Origin of the sequence: Streptomyces sp. NRRL F-5755, from assembly GCF_001279365.1 — a bacterium.
Classification (GTDB): Bacteria; Actinomycetota; Actinomycetes; order Streptomycetales; family Streptomycetaceae; genus Streptomyces; species Streptomyces rimosus.
Genome location: NZ_LGCW01000007.1, coordinates 1 through 17,637 on the forward strand (window position 1 = coordinate 1; position 17,637 = coordinate 17,637).

General features: G+C 71.8%; 14 protein-coding genes. 5 read left to right on the forward strand and 9 right to left on the reverse strand.

The features are described from left to right. Positions 1–1,220: M28 family metallopeptidase (locus ADK86_RS01885; protein ID WP_053694948.1), on the forward strand; the 1,220-nt coding region annotated here is incomplete at its 5' end. Between the two features lie 86 nt (positions 1,221–1,306). Here ADK86_RS01885 and ADK86_RS01890 read toward each other — a convergent pair. From ADK86_RS01890 to ADK86_RS01915, 6 genes are all read right to left on the reverse strand, one after another. Beyond that, positions 1,307–2,233, reverse strand: coding sequence for an ABC transporter permease (locus ADK86_RS01890; protein WP_053694949.1), 927 nt, complete (start codon positions 2,231–2,233; stop codon positions 1,307–1,309). After that, positions 2,220–3,185: an ABC transporter ATP-binding protein gene (locus ADK86_RS01895; protein WP_030374116.1), complete on the reverse strand. Its 966-nt coding sequence runs from the start codon at positions 3,183–3,185 to the stop codon at positions 2,220–2,222. The genes ADK86_RS01890 and ADK86_RS01895 overlap by 14 nt, the downstream gene beginning before the upstream one ends. Positions 3,186–3,303: 118 nt before the next feature. Continuing rightward, the gene (locus ADK86_RS01900; protein WP_053694950.1) at positions 3,304–4,620 is read right to left on the reverse strand and encodes a LolA family protein; all 1,317 of its coding nucleotides are present in this window, start codon (positions 4,618–4,620) and stop codon (positions 3,304–3,306) included. A gap of 318 nt (positions 4,621–4,938) precedes the next feature. Then, the gene (locus ADK86_RS01905; protein WP_053694951.1) at positions 4,939–5,952 is read right to left on the reverse strand and encodes a polyprenyl synthetase family protein; all 1,014 of its coding nucleotides are present in this window, start codon (positions 5,950–5,952) and stop codon (positions 4,939–4,941) included. A gap of 321 nt (positions 5,953–6,273) precedes the next feature. Beyond that, the gene (locus ADK86_RS01910) at positions 6,274–7,473 is read right to left on the reverse strand and encodes an FAD-dependent oxidoreductase (protein ID WP_053694952.1); all 1,200 of its coding nucleotides are present in this window, start codon (positions 7,471–7,473) and stop codon (positions 6,274–6,276) included. Positions 7,474–7,615: 142 nt separating this feature from the next. Beyond that, a complete protein-coding gene (locus ADK86_RS01915) occupies positions 7,616–8,902 on the reverse strand; it encodes an ATP-grasp domain-containing protein (protein WP_234345642.1) in 1,287 nt (428 codons plus the stop codon). 309 nt (positions 8,903–9,211) lie between these two features. Here ADK86_RS01915 and fahA point away from each other — a divergent pair, with 309 nt between their 5' ends. From fahA to ADK86_RS01935, 4 genes are all read left to right on the forward strand, one after another. Further along, positions 9,212–10,411: a fumarylacetoacetase gene (gene fahA / locus ADK86_RS01920; RefSeq protein WP_053694954.1), complete on the forward strand. Its 1,200-nt coding sequence runs from the start codon at positions 9,212–9,214 to the stop codon at positions 10,409–10,411. Then, positions 10,408–11,073, forward strand: coding sequence for a GOLPH3/VPS74 family protein (locus tag ADK86_RS01925; protein WP_053694955.1), 666 nt, complete (start codon positions 10,408–10,410; stop codon positions 11,071–11,073). The genes fahA and ADK86_RS01925 overlap by 4 nt, the downstream gene beginning before the upstream one ends. Before the next feature lie 72 nt (positions 11,074–11,145). Continuing rightward, positions 11,146–11,643, forward strand: coding sequence for a hypothetical protein (locus ADK86_RS01930; RefSeq protein ID WP_053694956.1), 498 nt, complete (start codon positions 11,146–11,148; stop codon positions 11,641–11,643). Between the two features lie 220 nt (positions 11,644–11,863). Beyond that, positions 11,864–12,205, forward strand: coding sequence for a hypothetical protein (locus tag ADK86_RS01935; protein WP_053694957.1), 342 nt, complete (start codon positions 11,864–11,866; stop codon positions 12,203–12,205). A 178-nt stretch (positions 12,206–12,383) separates the two neighbouring features. Here ADK86_RS01935 and nuoN read toward each other — a convergent pair whose 3' ends face one another. From nuoN to nuoL, 3 genes are read right to left on the reverse strand one after another with little or no spacing between them, the layout of a single operon-like run. After that, a complete protein-coding gene (gene nuoN / locus ADK86_RS01940) occupies positions 12,384–14,000 on the reverse strand; it encodes an NADH-quinone oxidoreductase subunit NuoN (RefSeq protein WP_420718818.1) in 1,617 nt (538 codons plus the stop codon). Positions 14,001–14,032: 32 nt separating this feature from the next. Beyond that, positions 14,033–15,649, reverse strand: a complete 1,617-nt coding sequence (locus ADK86_RS01945; protein WP_053694959.1) for an NADH-quinone oxidoreductase subunit M — start codon at positions 15,647–15,649, stop codon at positions 14,033–14,035. A 3-nt stretch (positions 15,650–15,652) separates the two neighbouring features. After that, positions 15,653–17,629 (reverse strand): NADH-quinone oxidoreductase subunit L, encoded by a 1,977-nt coding sequence (nuoL, locus tag ADK86_RS01950; protein WP_053694960.1) that lies wholly within the window; start codon positions 17,627–17,629, stop codon positions 15,653–15,655. Positions 17,630–17,637: the final 8 nt, after the last annotated feature.

Consider the following 17,637-nt stretch of genomic DNA (forward strand, 5'->3'; position numbering starts at 1 on the left):
CCGCCCCCGCCACGGCCGCCGCCCCCGACATACCGGTGGCCAACGTCAAAGCGCACCTGGGCCAGCTCCAGTCGATCGCCACCGCCAACGGCGGCAACCGGGCCCACGGCCGGCCCGGCTACCGGGCCTCGCTCGACTACATCAAAGGCAAGCTGGACGCCGCGGGCTTCACCACCACCGTGCAGCAGTTCACCACCAGCGGCACCACCGGCTACAACCTCATCGCCGACTGGCCCGGCGGCGACCTGAACCAGATCCTGATGTCCGGCGCGCATCTGGACTCGGTCAGCGCGGGCCCCGGCATCAACGACAACGGCTCCGGCTCGGCCGCGGTCCTCGAAAACGCGCTGGCCGTCGCCCGCGCCGCCGCCAAGCCCGCCAAGCACCTGCGGTTCGGCTGGTGGGGCGCCGAGGAACTGGGGATGCGCGGCTCCCAGTACTACGTCAGCAGGCTGGCCGCGACGGAGCGCGCGAAGTTCAGCGGCTACCTGAACTTCGACATGGTCGGCTCCCCCAATCCCGGCTATTTCGTCTACGACGACGACCGCACCATCGAGGGCGTCTTCAAGGACTACTACGCCTCGGTGAACATCCCCACGGAGATCGAGACCGAGGGCGACGGCCGCAGCGACCACGCGCCGTTCAAGAACGCCGGCATCGCCGTCGGCGGCCTGTTCTCCGGCGCCGACTACACCAAGACGGCCGCCCAGGCGCAGAAGTGGGGCGGTACGGCGGGCCAGCCCTTCGACCGTTGCTACCACCGCTCCTGCGACACCTCGTCGAACATCAACGACACCGCTCTGGACCGCAACAGCGACGCCATCGCGCACGCGGTGTGGACCCTGGGCGTCGGCTCGACGACCCCGCCCGGCGGCACCGTCTTCGAGAACACCGAAGACGTCCAGATCCCGGACGCGGGGGCCGCGGTCACCTCGTCGGTGACGGTCTCCGGGCGTACCGGCAACGCGCCGGCCGCCCTGAAGGTCGGGGTGGACATCAAGCACACCTACCGCGGTGACCTGGCCATCGACCTCGTCGGGCCGAGCGGGCGGGCGTACCGGCTGAAGAACTCCAGCGGCTCGGACTCGGCGGCGAACGTGATCACCACGTACACCGTCGACGCGTCCGCCGAGACCGCCGACGGCAGCTGGCAGCTGCGGGTGCAGGACCTCGGGCCGCAGGACACCGGCTACATCGACAGCTGGAAACTCACCTTCTGACGGCCGCCTTTTGACGGCCGCCTTTTAACGGCCGCCTTTTAACGGCCGCCCGCGCCGCCGGGCACACGGCGCGGGGCGTGACGGCATCAGACCGTGACGTCCCGCGTCGTGAAGCGCGCCCAGGCGGCGGAGCCGAAGACCAGCGCGTACAGCGCCTGGAGGCCCAGGTTCTGCTGGAGCCGGTCCCAGTAGACGGGCTCGCGCAGCACGTCGGCGAAGGACAGCCAGTGGTGCGGGAAGAGGTACGGCTGGATCGCGTGCAGTTGCGGGATGGTGTCCAGGATCTGCACCATGATCAACAGGCCGACCGTGGTGGCCATCGCGGCGATGCCGCTGTTGGTGAGCGTCGAGACGAACAGGCCGATCGCCGCCACCCCGACGAGGGACAGGGCCACCACCGCCGCGACGGCCAGCGCGCGCAGCAGCCCCTCACCGAACGGCACGGTCGTCCCGGACAGCAGCGTCACCTCGCCCACGGGGAACAGCAGCGCGCCGGTCACCAGCGCCGACGCCGCCACGACCAGCGTCGCCACCAGGCAGAACGTCAGCGTGGTCACGTACTTGACCAGCAGCAGCTTGGTCCGCCCGGCGGGTGCGACGAGCAGATAGCGCAGCGTGCCGGTGTGCGCCTCGCCCGCGACGGCGTCCCCGGCGACCACGCCGACCGCCAGCGGCAGGAAGACCGGCAGGGTGACGGCCAGCGCGGTGAAGACCAGGAACAGGCCGTTGTTGGTGATCTGCGAGACGAAGGCCGCGCCGCCACCGCCTCCGCCGCCCGAGCCGCCGCCGTCGCCGCTCGTCTCGATCTTCACGGCGATGCCGATCAGGACCGGTACGGCGGCGAGCACGGCGAGCAGGACGAGGGTGCGCCAGCGCCGGAAGGTCGTACCGATCTCGTTGCGCAGCAGCCCGAGCGACCACAGGGGCCGCGGCGTACGGCGCACATCGGCGCCCCCTGCCCCGGGATGCGTCCCGGTGTCCTGCGCGCTCCCCGGCGCCTCAGCCCGCGACATCGAAGCCCTCCCCCGTGAGCTGGACGAAGACGTCCTCCAGGGACGCCCGTTCGGTGCCGAAGGACCGGACCCGCACCCCGGCGCGCACCAGCGCGGCGTTCACGTCGGCGAGGTCGGGCGGCCCGGCGGGCGGCGCGGGCAGGTCCCCGGTCACCCGCTCGTCGGTCACCACCAGATCGGTGATGCCGTGTTCCTTGAGCACCCGCAGCGCGTCGGCGGTGTCGGGCGTGCCGACCGTCAGCCGCCCGCGGGTGTCCGCGGACAGTGCGGCGACCGTGCCCTGGGTGACGAGCCGGCCGCGCGCCATCACCGCGGCGTGCGTGCAGACCTGCTCGATCTCGTCGAGGAGGTGGGAGGAGAGGAAGACGGTGGTGCCGTCGCCCGCCAGCTCCCTGACCAGCGTACGGATCTCGCGCATGCCCTGCGGGTCCAGGCCGTTGGTCGGCTCGTCCAGGACGAGGAGGTCACGGGGCTGGAGCAGCGCCGCGGCCAGCCCCAGCCGCTGCTTCATGCCCAGCGAATACGCGCGGGCCTTCTTGCGGGCGGCCGCCGCCAGGCCGACCCGGTCCAGGGCCTGGTCGACCCGCCGCGCACGCGTACGCGGATCGGCGGCCGGGTCGGCGGCGTCGTACCGGACGAGGTTGTCGCGCCCGCTGAGGAAGCCGTACAGGGCCGGTCCCTCGATGAGGGCACCGACCCTGGGGAGCACCCGGCGGGCCGCCCGCGGCATCGGCTCGCCGAGCAGCCGGGCCCCGCCGGCGGACGGCTCGATCAGGCCGAGCAGCATCCGGATCGTGGTCGTCTTGCCCGAGCCGTTGGGGCCGAGGAAGCCGAAGACGCTGCCGCGCGGTACGGCGAGGTCGAGCCGGTCGACGGCGAGCTGGCCGCCGCGGTACCTCTTCGTCAGCCCCCGGGTCTCGATCACCCGGTCCCCGGCGGACGGCTGCGTCATCGGCTCCCCCAACTGATCGGGCAACGGGTCGGGCCACGGGTCGGACCTGTGACCGCGGACCGCCCGCGACGGCGGCCCGGCGGGCGGGGCGGGACCGGCCCGCCCCGCCGCGCGCGCGTTACTTGGCGGCCTCGGCGGCCTTGATCAGGGACTGCTTGTCCACGGCACCGGCGTAGACCGAGCCGTCGTCCGTCACCAGGGCGTTGACCAGGCGGGTGCTGAACATCCGGCCGGAGCCGAACTTCCCGCTGACCTTCTCGCCCAGGCTGTCCAGCAGCTTGGCCGCGTCGCCGGAGGCGTTCTTGCCGGCCGAGGCCAGGCCGGAGCCGTTCCCCTTCAGGTGGGCTATGGAGGTCCAGCCGTTGCCGATGACCTCGAAGCCGCCGCTCTTCGCGCCCTTGGCGCTCTTGCCGTCCCGGCCGGTCAGGCCGTACTGCCCGAGGAAGCCCTTGAGGTCCTCGGAGGCCCTGCCCTGGTCGGCGCGGTGCCGGTCGCGGGCCTTGTCGCCGTCCACGACCTTGGCGCCCTTCGGCACCTTGAAGGCGAAGGTGTCCGCCGCCGGCTTGGCGAAGTCGACGGAGGTGAAGCCCACGTCGACCGCCGCGGCGCCGCCGCCCTTGGGCGTGAGCGTGAACTTCAGCGGCACGCCGGTCTCGGCGTCCACCGAGATCCGTATCGAGTCGACCGTGGAGCCGGCCTGCTTGGGCTTGACCGAGAGCTGGTAGGCGTCCCGTCCGGCCACCTTGGCCGTGCCGTCGACGGACACCGAGGTGGTGTCGCCGACCGCGTCCAGCGCCTTCTTGGCCAGCTCCTGCGGGGTGGCGTTCTTCAGGTCCGCGGAACCACCGGACCTGTCGGACTTCTCCGAGCGGTGCTGCCCCTTGCCTGCGTCGGCCGGGACCGTGCGGTGGTACGCGGTGTTGCTGCTGCTGTCGTAGCCCCACAGGTCGCGGCCGTTGTGGACGAGGTTGTACTCGGCGGCCTTGCCGACGACGGAGAGCCGCTGCTTGTCGGGGCCGTCGACGGCGACGCGCAGCGTGTGCGACCCGGACGCCAGCTCCGACAACCGGCTCTGCGGGCTGGCGGAGGAGCCGTCACCGCCCTTGCCGTCACGGTCCGCGGACCCGCCGCCGAACGCGCTCGCGCCGCTGCCGGACAGACCGGCGGGCAGGCCCAGGTCGGTGGTCGTACGGACCGTGCCGGACAGCTGCTGCACATCCGACTTGGCGATCTTCGCTATGAGGTCCTGCGCCGAGATCTCCGGCAGATCCGGGGAGCCCGAGCCGGCGAAGGCAGGGACCAGTCCGATCGAGGCCGCCGCGACGCCCACGACCGCGACCGGGATCGCGTACCGCATCGTCCTGCGGCGCTTCGCGGAGCGCCCCCCGTCCCCGTCCCACTCGTCGGTGACCTGTGTCGGTTGGTTCCGTGGCATGTGCCCTACCTCCGTCGTGAGCGGCGGCTTGCTATGCGACGCACTCGTCCCACTCCCGGGCTCATTGTGACCCGTTCCGCCGCGGCGTGGTGCTGTTCATCCCACCAAATCGGCCAGAGGTACGCGTCAGCCCCCGGGGCCAACTCCTCCTACTCCCGTGGGATGACCTGCCATGGCCGAAAGACAGAGGCAGTACGGCCGGAGGCGGAGCGGACCCTGAGAGGCGGCCAGGGTTCCACCGGTGTCACGGGCCCCCATGGACCCCCACGCCCCGTAGGGCACGCCGTTTTGCGGGGCGCTCCGCCCCGTAGGGACCGGTCAGCCCGCCCGGTGCACCACCGAGTCGCACAGCCCCTCCAGGGCCGCCTTCGCCATGCACTCCGGCAGCGGCGCCAGCGTGGCCCGCGCCTCTTCCGCGTAGCGGACGGTGTCCCGGCGGGCCTGCTCCAGCGCCGGGTGGGCACGCAGCCCGGCCAGCGCCTCGGCGTGCCGGGCGTCGTCGGTCAGGTCCCCGGCCAGCAGGTCGCGCAGTTCGCGGTCCTTGTCGGTGCCGCGCTCGCTGTCGGCGAGGGCGCGCAGGTGCAGGACGGGCAGGGTCGGGATGCCCTCGCGCAGGTCCGTGCCGGGGGTCTTGCCGGACTCGTGGGAGTCGCTGGCGATGTCCAGGACGTCGTCGGCGAGCTGGAAGGCGGTACCGAGCCGCTCGCCGTACTGGGTCAGGATGTTGACGATGGACTCGTCGGCGCCGGACATCATCGCGCCGAAGCGGCCCGCGACGGCGATCAGCGAGCCGGTCTTGCCCGCGATGACGTCCAGGTAGTGCTCGATCGGGTCCCGGCCGTCGCGCGGTCCGGCCGTCTCCAGGATCTGGCCGGTCACCAGGCGTTCGAACGCCTCGGCCTGGATACGGACGGCCTCCGGGCCGAGGTCGGCCAGGATGTGCGAGGCGCGCGCGAAGAGGAAGTCGCCGGTCAGCACGGCCACCGAGTTGCCCCAGCGGGCGTTGGCGCTGGACACCCCGCGGCGCACGTCCGCCTCGTCCATGACGTCGTCGTGGTACAGCGTCGCCAGGTGGGTCAGCTCGACGACGACGGCGGACGGGACGACGCCCGGCGTGTGCGGGTCGCCGAACTGCGCGGCCAGCATCGCCAGCAGCGGCCGGAAGCGCTTGCCACCTGCGCGTACGAGATGCTGGGCGGCCTCGGTGATGAACGGCACGTCGCTTTTGGTGGCCTCCAGCAGGCCCTCCTCGACAGCCGCCAACCCGGCCTGGACATCGGCCTCAAGAGCCTGGTCCCGCACGCTCAGCCCAAAGGGCCCGACGACGGTCACGAGGGGTACTCCTGTCTGCTGACGATCAAACGGATTGTCGATCTGTCGCTTGTCTCCACCATTGGCCAGCGTATCCGGTCGCTGTTGGATCACCGTGAGCGCCCGCCCCTCCGGGGCGCTCGAACGGTGTGCGGGCCCGGGAAGGCCCGGCGCGGGCACGACGGACAGCCGTCCGGTATGCCCGATAGCCACCAATGATGCGTCTTCCGCGCAGGAAAACCGCAGGAGAGTCACAGCAGAACCGCAGCAGGAACACATCCCCATCGCAGCAGAGCGGGAGCCGGAGCACCCCGCCGCGCGGCAGGGTGCTCCCCTCAGCCGTCAGTACGCTTCGGCCACCGCCCCCGCCAGCCGCCGGGACGCGAACTCCGTACCGCACACGAAGCGCATCACGGGCCCGAAGGACGCCGCCGCCGGGAGCCCGGTGAAGTACAGGCCGGGAACCGACGAGCCGAAGCCCGCGTCCAGGCGTGGACCGCCCCCGCTCACCGCGACCCCGGTGCGCAGGCCCTGGCCGAGGAAGTCCATCGCCGCCAGATCGACCTGGTAGCCGGTGGCGGCCAGGACGTGGTCGGCGGCCAGTTCGCCGGTCCGCCCGTCGGGGCCGCGCAGGGTCAGGACCGGGCGGCCGTCCTCGACGCGCGCCCGTACGACCTGCCGCCCGGCCGTCACCTGGACGCGCCCCACGAAGCGCTCCCGCAGCCACCAGGCGCCCAGCGGTCCCAGCACCCGGCGCACCAGATAGCGCCGGGCGGGCGCGGGCAAGTGGCGGAAACCGCCCGCGTAGTAGGTGAACGCGTACAGCGACCACGCGTTTCCGAACGGTGTCCGGGGGCGCAGCTTCGGCTGCCGGTCCGGCGGTGCGCCGAAGCCCACGGCGGTCCGGCCGCGCGTCACGATCCGGACGGAGCGGGCGCCGGTCTCGGCGAGCAGCACCGCGCTCTCCAGCGCCGACTGCCCGGCACCGATCACCACCACGTCCCGGCCCGCGAAGACCGACAGGTCGTGGTGCTGGGAGCTGTGCGAGACGGGCCCGGTGGGGGACGGCCCGTCCGGCACCGCCGCGGCCAGTTCACGCGGCAGCCGGGCGAATCCGGTCAGTCCGGTGGCCACGACGACCGCCCGCGCCCGGAACTGTTCACCGCTGTCCAGTTTCAGCTCGAAGCCGCCGGCCCGCCGGTCGGCCGAGACGACCCGTACCTGCTCCAGGTCGGGCACCAGCCGCTGCTGGAACCAGTCGCCGTACCGGACGAAGGTCTCGACGGGGATGATGTCCCAGTCCGACTCGTACCGCCGCTCGCCGACCGCGTCGCAGAAGTCGCGCAGCGAGTGCCCGGCCTGCGGAGTGTCGATGCTGGACGCCATGGGCGTCGATTTCAGCAGCATCCCGGCGGGCATGTGCTCGCGCCAGCTGACCATCGGCCTGCCGAAGACGCGTACGGGCACTCCCCGCGCGCGCAAGTGCGCCGCCGTCGACAGGCCGTACGGACCGGCCCCGATGACTGCTACCGGAGTGTTCACGTGCGTTCCCCTCCCCAGGGTGTTTCTGGTCCGGCAGTGCTGCCACTGCCACGGCGGGGAACTGCTGAATGGCTCCCCCGTTGCTCACCATTGCTCTCGCGCCACTCCCCCGTTGCCGCACCGTCCCGGCGCCCCTCCGCCGCTACGGCCGCGTCTGCTGCTGAAGCGCCCCGCTCTCCGCCGCCGCCCGCGCGCGCCTGCTCGCCCGCCGCAGCTCCAGCAGATGCCGGGCCCCCGGCCCCACGAACCGGGCCAGCATCGTGAAGAACGGCTTGAGGTCGTCGGCGGCCAGCCACGCCAGCTCGGTGCCGGTGGCGCGATCCGGCGCGTGCGGCGTCGTGTAGCCACTGCGGCGGTACGCGAGCATCGCCGGCAGATCGATGTTCTCCACGACGAACCGCCGGCCCGCGCGCTGCTCCGCCTCCGGCACCTTCCGGCCGGTCAGGTCCAGATGCTGCGCCCGTACGACGTCGATGCCCGCCTCGTTCTCGAACAGGCGGAACTGGGCGCCCATCCGCGGATTGAAGTCCAGCAGCTTGTAGGCGCCGTCCCGCCGGTCGTAGCGCCAGTCCAGGTCGACGATGCCGCTGAAGCCGATGCGCTTGATGAACTGGGCGGTCATCTCGGCCAGTTCCGGGTTGTCGACGACGTACGCGCAGGCCGTCATGCCCGCGTGCGGCGGCCAGGAGCGCACCTTGACCCCGGTGAACAGGGACAGCGCGGTGCTCTCCGCGTCGAAGTACGCGTGCACGATCCAGTCCTCGGCCTCCTCCCGCGGCAGGTACTCCTGGAGGATCACATCCGGCCGCGGCCCCCAGTCGCGGGCCAGGCCGAGCAGCTGACACGGATCGGCGATCCGCGTCGTACCGGCCACCACGGGGTGTCTGCGCCGCTGAAACGCCTCCCGGTTCTTTGCGACGACCGGAAAACGCGCCTGCGCGGCGAAGCGCTCGATGTCCTCCGGCGACTGCGGGAAGGCGGTCGCCGGTGACGGCACCCCGTGCTCGACGCACAGTTCGTGCAGGCCCTGCTTGCTCGCCAGGCGGCGCGGCAGACACGCGTCGAGGCGGGGGAACAGGAAGCGGTCGCCGAGCGCGTCGGCGTATTCGCCGATCAGGACGGCGGCCTCTTCGTCGGTCGGTATCAGGACCGCGGGCCGGCCGATGCGCTTGCCGATGCGCAGCAGCACCTCGGCGAGCTGCTGCGGGTCCTCCCGCCCGGTGGTCGGCCAGACGCAGCGCCCGTGCAGATAACGGGAAGCGGCGGCGGGCGTGAACCGGTCCTCGGTGATGGCGTACATGGGCACGCCGAGACGCCCCAGGCTGCGGATCGCCCCCACCCCGCCGTGGTGCAACGGATAATCGCCGATCTTCACGATGAGCCCCGGAACCGTCCGGTCCACCGCGAACGATGTGCTGGTACGAGCCACCTGACCCCCCAACGGCGCGTCCCGCCCCGGCCGCGCCCCATGGAAGCTAGGGCCCGAACTGACCGAACCGGCACCGCTTTTCAGGACATTACGAACTCTTTAGGCGTCGACTCCTTTGTCCCTCGCACGTTCCGCTCCGGTTTTCCTCCGCTGCCGCGTGGTTCCACGTGAAACCGAGCCACCGCCGCCCCGTCCACGGCCATCTGGCCATCCCCTCCCGGCCCGTTGGGCCGTAATCTGATCGACGGGCCCACCGGCCCGCGGCCACAGGTGACGACACACGCGAGACGACCACGCGAGGAGCCGTACATGCCCGAGCAGCACCCGCTCGACCTGCCCGAAGACCACCCCTTCGGGCCGCACACCCTTCCCTACGGCGTCTTCGGCACGGCGGACGAACCGGAGCGGCGCCGCATCGGTGTGCGCTACGGCGACCACGTACTGGACCTGAACGCGCTCGCCGCCACCTCCGAGTCGCCGCACGCCGACCTGCTCGCCGCGCCGACCCTGAACCCGCTGCTGGCCGCCGGCCGCGAGATCTGGCAGGCCGTACGGGAGGCCGTGCGCACCGCGGTCACCGACCCCGCGCACCGGAGCACCACCGAGTCGCTGCTGATCCCGCTGTCCGAGGTGACGCTGCACCTGCCCTTCGAGGTCGCGGACTACGTCGACTTCTACGCCAGCGAACACCACGCCACCAACGTCGGCCGGATCTTCCGCCCGAACGCCGACGCGCTCACCCCCAACTGGAAGCACCTGCCGATCGGTTACCACGGCCGGTCCGGCACCGTCGTCGTCTCCGGCACCCCGGTGGTCCGGCCCAGCGGCCAGCGCAAGGCTCCGGCCGACGCGGCGCCCGTCTTCGGCCCGTCCACCCGGCTGGACATCGAGGCGGAGGTCGGCTTCGTCGTCGGCACCCCGTCCGCGCTCGGCGAGCCCGTCGGCCTCGACGGCTTCCGCGAGCACGTCTTCGGCGTCTGCCTCGTCAACGACTGGTCGGCGCGCGACATCCAGGCGTGGGAGTACGTGCCGCTCGGCCCCTTCCTCGGCAAGTCCTTCGCGACCTCGGTGTCCGCCTGGATCACGCCGCTGGACGCGCTGGACCACGCCCGTACGGCACCGCCCGCCCGCGATGTGCCGCCGCTCGCGTACCTGGACGACTCGGACACCGAACCGGGCGGCATCGACCTGCGCATCCAGGTGGACATCAACGGCGAGACGGTCGCCCGCCCGCCGTTCTCCGCGATGTACTGGACGGCCGCTCAGCAGCTCGCCCACATGACGGTCAACGGCGCCTCGCTGCGCACCGGCGACCTCTACGCCTCCGGCACGGTCTCCGGCCCCGAACCGGACCAGCTCGGCTGCCTCCTCGAACTCACCCAGGGCAAGGGGCCCTTCCTGGAGGACGGCGACGAGGTCACCCTGACCGCCTGGGCGCCCGGCCCCGAAGGCTCCCGCATCGGCCTGGGCGAAGTCACCGGGCGCATCCGGCCCGCGCGGACCTCATGACCGGGAGCACGGGGGAAGGCTCGTACGCGGACCGGGGGCCCACCCTGCCCGAGGAGTTACTGCTCCTCGGGCTGGACCCGGAGCACGGCAAGCCGCTCAACGACCCGTCCCACCTGCGGTACGGCCTGGCCGGGGCCGCCCTCGCGGAGCTGGAGTGGGCCGGGCAGGTCTCCGAGGGCCGCGGCGGCCGGATCACCGTGGGCAGTCCGCTGCCGCTCGGCGACCTGGTGCTGGACACCGCGCTGGGCACCCTGTCCGTCTCCGGCAAGGACGGGGACGTCAAGGTCAAGCGGTGGGTGCGGAGCACGGCACACGGCATCGACGAGGTGTGCCGGCAGCGGCTGGAACAGCGTGACGCGGTCCGCCGGGAGTCCCGGCGCGCGCTGGGCCTGTTCCGTTACGAGCGTCTGGCGCCCGGTCCGGTGGACCTGGCCGGACCGGCCCGCGCCCGCTTCGAGAGCGCCCTGGCCAGTGGCTTCGCGGACCCCCGCGGCCGGCTGCTCGGCGCCCTGGTCTCGGCCGTCCACCTGGACCGCAAGCTGGTGCGGGGCCACGACCGGCGGGCCGTACGCCGTGACCTGAAAGCGCTGGCCCGTGAGCACTGGATCGCCCGCGCGGTCGCGGCCGCGGTCTTCGAGGACGAGGCCGCGGTCGGCGGATGAACCCGGGCCGCCCCGGCCCGCGTGTCGCGTTGCTAGCCTCACGTCTCCTGTCCCACAACGGAGGAGACGTACGTGCGCAAGGCAGCGCAGATCGCCGGGACGGCCGCCGTGGCCGCACTGCTGCTCAGCGGCTGCGGCAGCAGCAGCGACGGCGGCAAGGACGGCGCGGCGGACCGGCCGGGCAAGGCTCCGGCCGCCACCCCCTCGCAGGGCACCGGCGGGGACCGGCCCGCCGAGGGCGCCGGCAGCCTCGACGGCGCCTGGACGGCCAGGACCGGCGACTCGCACCTCACCCTGGTGATCTACCGGGGCACCGCCTCCATGGGCCTCGGCGCCGACACCGCCTCGGCCTGCCAGGGCAAGATCGAACAGGCCGGCGCCACGGTGATCGCCCTGAAGTGCATGGGCGGCCACACCACCCGCACACTGGGCACCGTCACACCGGGCGGCGACGGCAGGACGCTGACGGTGAAGTGGAAGGGCGGGCCCACTGACGCGTTCACCAAGGCCCAGGGCAAGCTGAAGCTGCCCGGGATGCCCAGCCTGCCGGCGGGCGCACCGACCTCCTGAGAGCCCGTGTCACCGCCCCGGCCGGGTGCTCCACCCCAGCCACCACTCTGACGGCGCATCAGCCTCCCTCGGCCGTACCGGGCCCCGACCGGCGCGAACGGCCGAGGGCCGCTACGCCACCAGGGGTGTTTCCGGAGCGGCACCGGATAAAGACGTCATACGCTGAGCCATATTCACTCCGAGTAGTTGATCGACACCGACGACCACGAGGAGTCACGAGATGCGCCTGCGCACCTCCGTCGCCGCCGCCTTCGGAGCGGCCGTACTCGCCCTGACCACCCCCACCTCCGCCTACGGCGCCGTTGGCGTCTTCTCCTACGGCTTCAACACCGGCGACAAGCTCGACCAGCGCGCGGCCCTCTTCGACCCGCCGGGCAAGGAGTGCATCACCCTCAAGCTGCCGGACGAAGCCGACTTCGCCTACGCCGCGTTCAACCGGACCAACGCGACCGTGACGCTCTTCGCCGACGACGACTGCAGCAGCGACGTCTACTTCGTCGTACCGCCCCACAAGGCCGCACCGAAGAAGGTGCTGCTCCGCTCGGTGATGTTCTCCCGCTGAGCCCGGCCCGCACCGCGCAGAACCGCGCCCGCACTCTCCGGCCGGCCTTCCTCGCACGTCGCTTTCGGCCGCGCCGGTCCCCCTTCGTACGCTGAGACGCGCCACGGCCGCCGCCCGGCACCCGCAAGGGCACCGGACGGCGGCCGTGGACCGCGGGCCGTCCGGGGACGGCCACCGCTCAGCGCACGAACACCCCCGCCTGGCCCGCCAGGTCCAGGAAGTACTGCGGCGCCAGGCCCAGTACCAGGGTGACCGCGACGCCCACCCCGATGGCCGTCATCGTCAGCGGGCTGGGCACCGCCACCGTCGGTCCGTCCGCCTTCGGCTCGTCGAAGAACATCAGCACGATGACACGGATGTAGAAGAACGCGGCGATCGCGGACGAGATCACACCGATCACCACCAGCCAGCCCGCGCCGCTCTCCGCCGCCGCCTTGAACACCGCGAACTTCCCGGTGAAACCCGAGGTCAGCGGGATGCCGGCGAAGGCGAGCAGGAACACCGCGAAGACCGCGGCGGTCAGCGGCGAGCGCCGCCCCAGCCCCGCCCACTTCGACAGGTGGGTGGCCTCGCCGCCCGCGTCCCGCACGAGCGTGACCACCGCGAACGCGCCGAGCGTCACGAAGGAGTACGCCGCCAGGTAGAACAGGACGGAGGAGATGCCGTCCTTGCTGGTGGCGATCACACCGGCCAGGATGAACCCGGCGTGCGCGATGGAGCTGTACGCCAGCAGCCGCTTGATGTCGGTCTGGGTGATCGCGACGATCGCGCCGCCCAGCATCGTGACGATCGCGACGCCCCACATGACCGGCCGCCAGTCCCAGCGCAGGCCCGGCAGGACCACGTACAGCAGCCGCAGCAGCGCGCCGAACGCGGCGACCTTGGTGGCCGCCGCCATGAACCCGGTGACCGGCGTCGGCGCGCCCTGGTAGACGTCCGGCGTCCACATGTGGAAGGGCACCGCGCCGACCTTGAAGAGCAGACCCATCAGCACCAGCGCCGCGCCGATCAGCAGCAGCGCGTCGTTGCCCATGGTGTCGGCCAGCGCCGGGGTGATCTGCTTGGCGCCGTCGCTGACGACCTCCGCGATACCGGCGTATGTGACGGTGCCGGCGTAGCCGTACAGCAGCGCGATGCCGAAGAGCAGGAACGCCGAGGAGAACGCGCCGAGCAGGAAGTACTTCACCGCCGCTTCCTGGGAGAGCAGGCGCTGGCGGCGGGCCAGCGCGCACAGGATGTACAGCGGGAGGGAGAAGACCTCCAGCGCGACGAAGAGCGTCAGCAGGTCGTTGGCCGCGGGGAAGACCAGCATCCCGCCGACCGCGAACAGCGCGAGCGGGAACACCTCGGTCGTGGTGAACCCGGCCTTGACCGCGGCCCGTTCGGCTTCGCCTCCGGGCACCGCCGCGGCCTGCGCCGCGAAGGAGTCCACCCGCTTGCCGTGCGCCGCCGGATCGAGCCGGCGCTCGGCGAAGGTGAACGTGGCGACCAGCGCCACCAGCAGGATCGTGCCCTGGAGGAAGAGCGCCGGGCCGTCCACGGCGATGGCGCCCATGGCCGTGATCTTGGCCTTGGTGGTGCCGAAGCCGCCCGCCGCCAGCCCCACAACGGCCGCGAACCCGGCGGCCAGCGCGAGGACGGACAGCAGCAGCTGCGCGTAGTAGCGGCTGCGGCGCGGCACGAACCCTTCCAGTACGACGCCGACGACCGCGGCGCCCAGCACGATCAGGGCCGGCGCCAGCTGGGCATACTCGATCTTCGGCGCCGGGATCCTGGCCGGAGCCTCGGCCGCCATGGTCCACAGGCTGTGGACGCTCGCCACGGAACTCACTTCGCGGCCTCCGCATCTGCCTTCACGGGTACGTCGGGGCGGGGATCGTGCTGGTCGACGACGGACAGGGTGTGGTCCACCGCCGGGTTGACGAGATCCGTCAGCGGCTTGGGATAGACACCGAGGAACAGCAGGAGGGCGATCAGCGGGGCGACCACGGCCAGCTCCCGCGCCTTGAGGTCGGGCATCGCCCGGACCTCGGCCTTCACCGGGCCGGTCATCGTCCGCTGGTAGAGGACGAGGACATACAGCGCGGCGAGCACGATGCCGGCGGTGGCCACGATGCCCACGGCCGGGTAGCGGCTGAACGTGCCGACCAGCACCAGGAATTCGCTGACGAACGGCGCCAGGCCCGGCAGCGACAGCGTCGCCAGACCGCCGACCAGGAACGTCCCGGCCAGCACCGGTGCGGCCTTCTGCACCCCGCCGTAGTCGGCGATCAGCCGGGAGCCGCGCCGCGAGATCAGGAATCCGGCGACCAGCATCAGCGCCGCCGTCGAGATGCCGTGGTTGACCATGTACAGCGTCGCGCCGCCCTGGCCCTGGGTCGTCATGGCGAAGATGCCCATGATGATGAAGCCGAAGTGGGAGATGGAGGCGTACGCGATCAGGCGCTTGATGTCGCGCTGGCCGACCGCGAGCAGCGCGCCGTACAGGATGCTGATCAGCGCGAGGACGAGGACGACCGGGGTGGCCCAGCTGCTGGCCTCCGGGAAGAGCTGGAGGCAGAAGCGCAGCATCGCGAAGGTGCCGACCTTGTCGACCACCGCGGTGATCAGTACGGCGACCGGCGCGGTGGACTCGCCCATCGCGCCCGGCAGCCAGGTGTGCAGCGGCCACAGCGGCGCCTTCACCGCGAAGGCGAAGAAGAAGCCGAGGAACAGCAGCCGTTCGGTGCCGGTGCCCAGCACCAGCTTGCCGTCGGCGCGCGCCTGGACGATCTCGGTGAGGGAGAACGTGCCGCTGCCGAGCTGGTCGGCGGTGGCCGCGTACAGCCCGATCACCGCGGCGAGCATGATCAGGCCGCCGGCCAGGTTGTAGAGCAGGAACTTCACGGCGGCCTGCGAGCGCAGCGCCGCGCTGTGCTCCTCGCCGCCGGACCCCGCTCGGTCCCCGAAGCCGCCGATGAGGAAGTACATCGGGATGAGCATGGCTTCGAAGAAGATGTAGAAGAGGAAGACGTCGGTGGCCTCGAAGGAGATGACCACCATCGCCTCGACGGCGAGCACCAGCGCGAAGAAGCCCTGGGTGGGGCGCCAGCGCCGGTTGGGCGTCGGTTCCTCAAGAGGATCGGCGTCGTGCCAGCCCGCCAGGATCACGAACGGGACCAGCAGCGCGGTCAGCGCGATCAGCGCCACCGCGATGCCGTCCACGCCCAGTTCGTAGCGGACACCGAAGTCCTTGATCCAGGCATGCGATTCGGTGAGCTGGAACGGGCCTTTGGCGCCCGGGGTGAAGCGGACCGCGACCACCGCCGCGAGCACCAGGGTGGCCAGCGAGAACAGCAGCGCCAGCCACTTGGCGACGGTGCGCTTGGCGGCGGGCACCGCTGCGGTGGCGATCGCGCCGAGCGCCGGCACCGCCGCGGTGGCCGTCAGAAGGGGAAACGACATGGCTCAGACACCCCTCATCAGCAGGGTCGCGGCGATCAGTACGGCCGCACCGCCCAACATCTGTACGGCGTAGGAGCGGGCGAAGCCGTTCTGCACCTGGCGCAGCCGGCCGGAGAGGCCGCCCATCGACGCCGCCGTGCCCCGGACCGCGCCGTCCACGACGGAGTGGTCCAGCTGGACCAGGGCGCGGGTCAGTTCGCCGCCGCCGCGTACCAGGACGGCGTGGTTGAAGTCGTCCTGGAGCAGGTCGCGGCGGGCCGCCCGGGTGAGCAGCGAGCCGCGCGGGGCGACGGACGGGACCGGCTTGCGCCCGTACTGGAGGTAGGCGAGCGCGACGCCGAGGACCATCACCACGATCGTGGCGGTGGTGATCGCCGAGGCGCTCAGCGGCGGGTGCCCGTGGTCGAAGGAGGTGACCGGCTCCAGCCACTTCACGAACGCCTCGTTGAGGCTGAACAGGCCGCCCGCCGCCACCGACCCGACGGCCAGCAGGATCATCGGGATCGTCATGGACTTCGGCGACTCGTGGGGGTGCGGCGGGGTGTACTCGCCTGGGGGTACCTCCCAGCCGCCAGGCTGGGGGATCGTCTCGGCCGCGGGCTCCACGGACGGCTCGGCGGGCGACGGGGTCGGTGCCTTGCGCCAGCGCTCCTCGCCGAAGAACGTCATCAGCATCACCCGCGTCATGTAGAACGCGGTGATCGCGGCGCCCAGGAGGGCGGCGCCGCCGAGGATCCAGCCTTCCGTGCCGCCCTTGGCGAAGGCCGCCTCGATGATCTTGTCCTTGGAGAAGAAGCCGGACAGCCCGGGGAAGCCGATGATGGCCAGATAGCCGAGGCCGAAGGTGATGAAGGTGATGGGCATGTACTTGCGCAGGCCGCCGTAGCGGCGCATGTCGACCTCGTCGTTCATCCCGTGCATCACCGAACCGGCGCCGAGGAAGAGACCGGCCTTGAAGAAGCCGTGGGTGACCAGGTGCATGATCGCGAAGGCATAGCCGACCGGGCCGAGCCCGGCGGCCAGGATCATGTAGCCGATCTGCGACATCGTCGAGCCCGCCAGGGCCTTCTTGATGTCGTCCTTCGCGCAACCGACGATCGCACCGAACAGCAGCGTCACCGCGCCGACCACCACCACGGCGGTCTGCGCGTCCGGCGCGCCGTTGAAGATCGCGCCGGAGCGGGTGATCAGGTAGACGCCCGCGGTCACCATCGTCGCCGCGTGGATCAGGGCCGAGACCGGGGTCGGGCCTTCCATCGCGTCGCCGAGCCAGGACTGGAGCGGGACCTGTGCCGACTTGCCGCAGGCGGCGAGCAGCAGCATCAGGCCGATGGCGGTGAGCTTGCCCTCGGAGGTCTCGCCCACCGCGCCCAGCACCGGGCCGAACGCGAACGTCCCGAACGTGGTGAACATCAGCATGATCGCGATGGACAGGCCGACGTCACCGACGCGGTTGACCAGGAACGCCTTCTTCGCCGCCGTCGCCGCGCTGGGCTTGTGCTGCCAGAAGCCGATGAGGAGGTACGAGGCCAGGCCGACGCCCTCCCAGCCGACGTACAGCAGCAGGTAGTTGTCGGCGAGGACGAGCAGCAGCATGGCCGCGAGGAACAGGTTCAGATAGCCGAAGAAGCGGCGGCGCCGCTCGTCGTGCTCCATGTAGCCGATCGAGTAGATGTGGATCAGCGATCCGACACCGGTGATCAGCAGGACGAACGTCATGGACAGCTGGTCCAGCTGGAAGGACACGTCCGCCTGGAAGCCGCCCACCGGCACCCAGCTGAACAGGTGCTGGTGCAGCGTGCGGTGTTCGGCGTCGCGGCCCAGCAGGTCCGTGAACAGGGGGACGGCCAGGGCGAAGGACGCCAGCGCGAGCAGCGTGCCGATCCAGTGGCCGGCCCGGTCCAGTCTCCGGCCGCCGCACAGCAGCAGGGCCGCGCCGGCCAGGGGGGCCGCGACGAGCAGGGCGATCAGGTTCTCCACGTTTACGA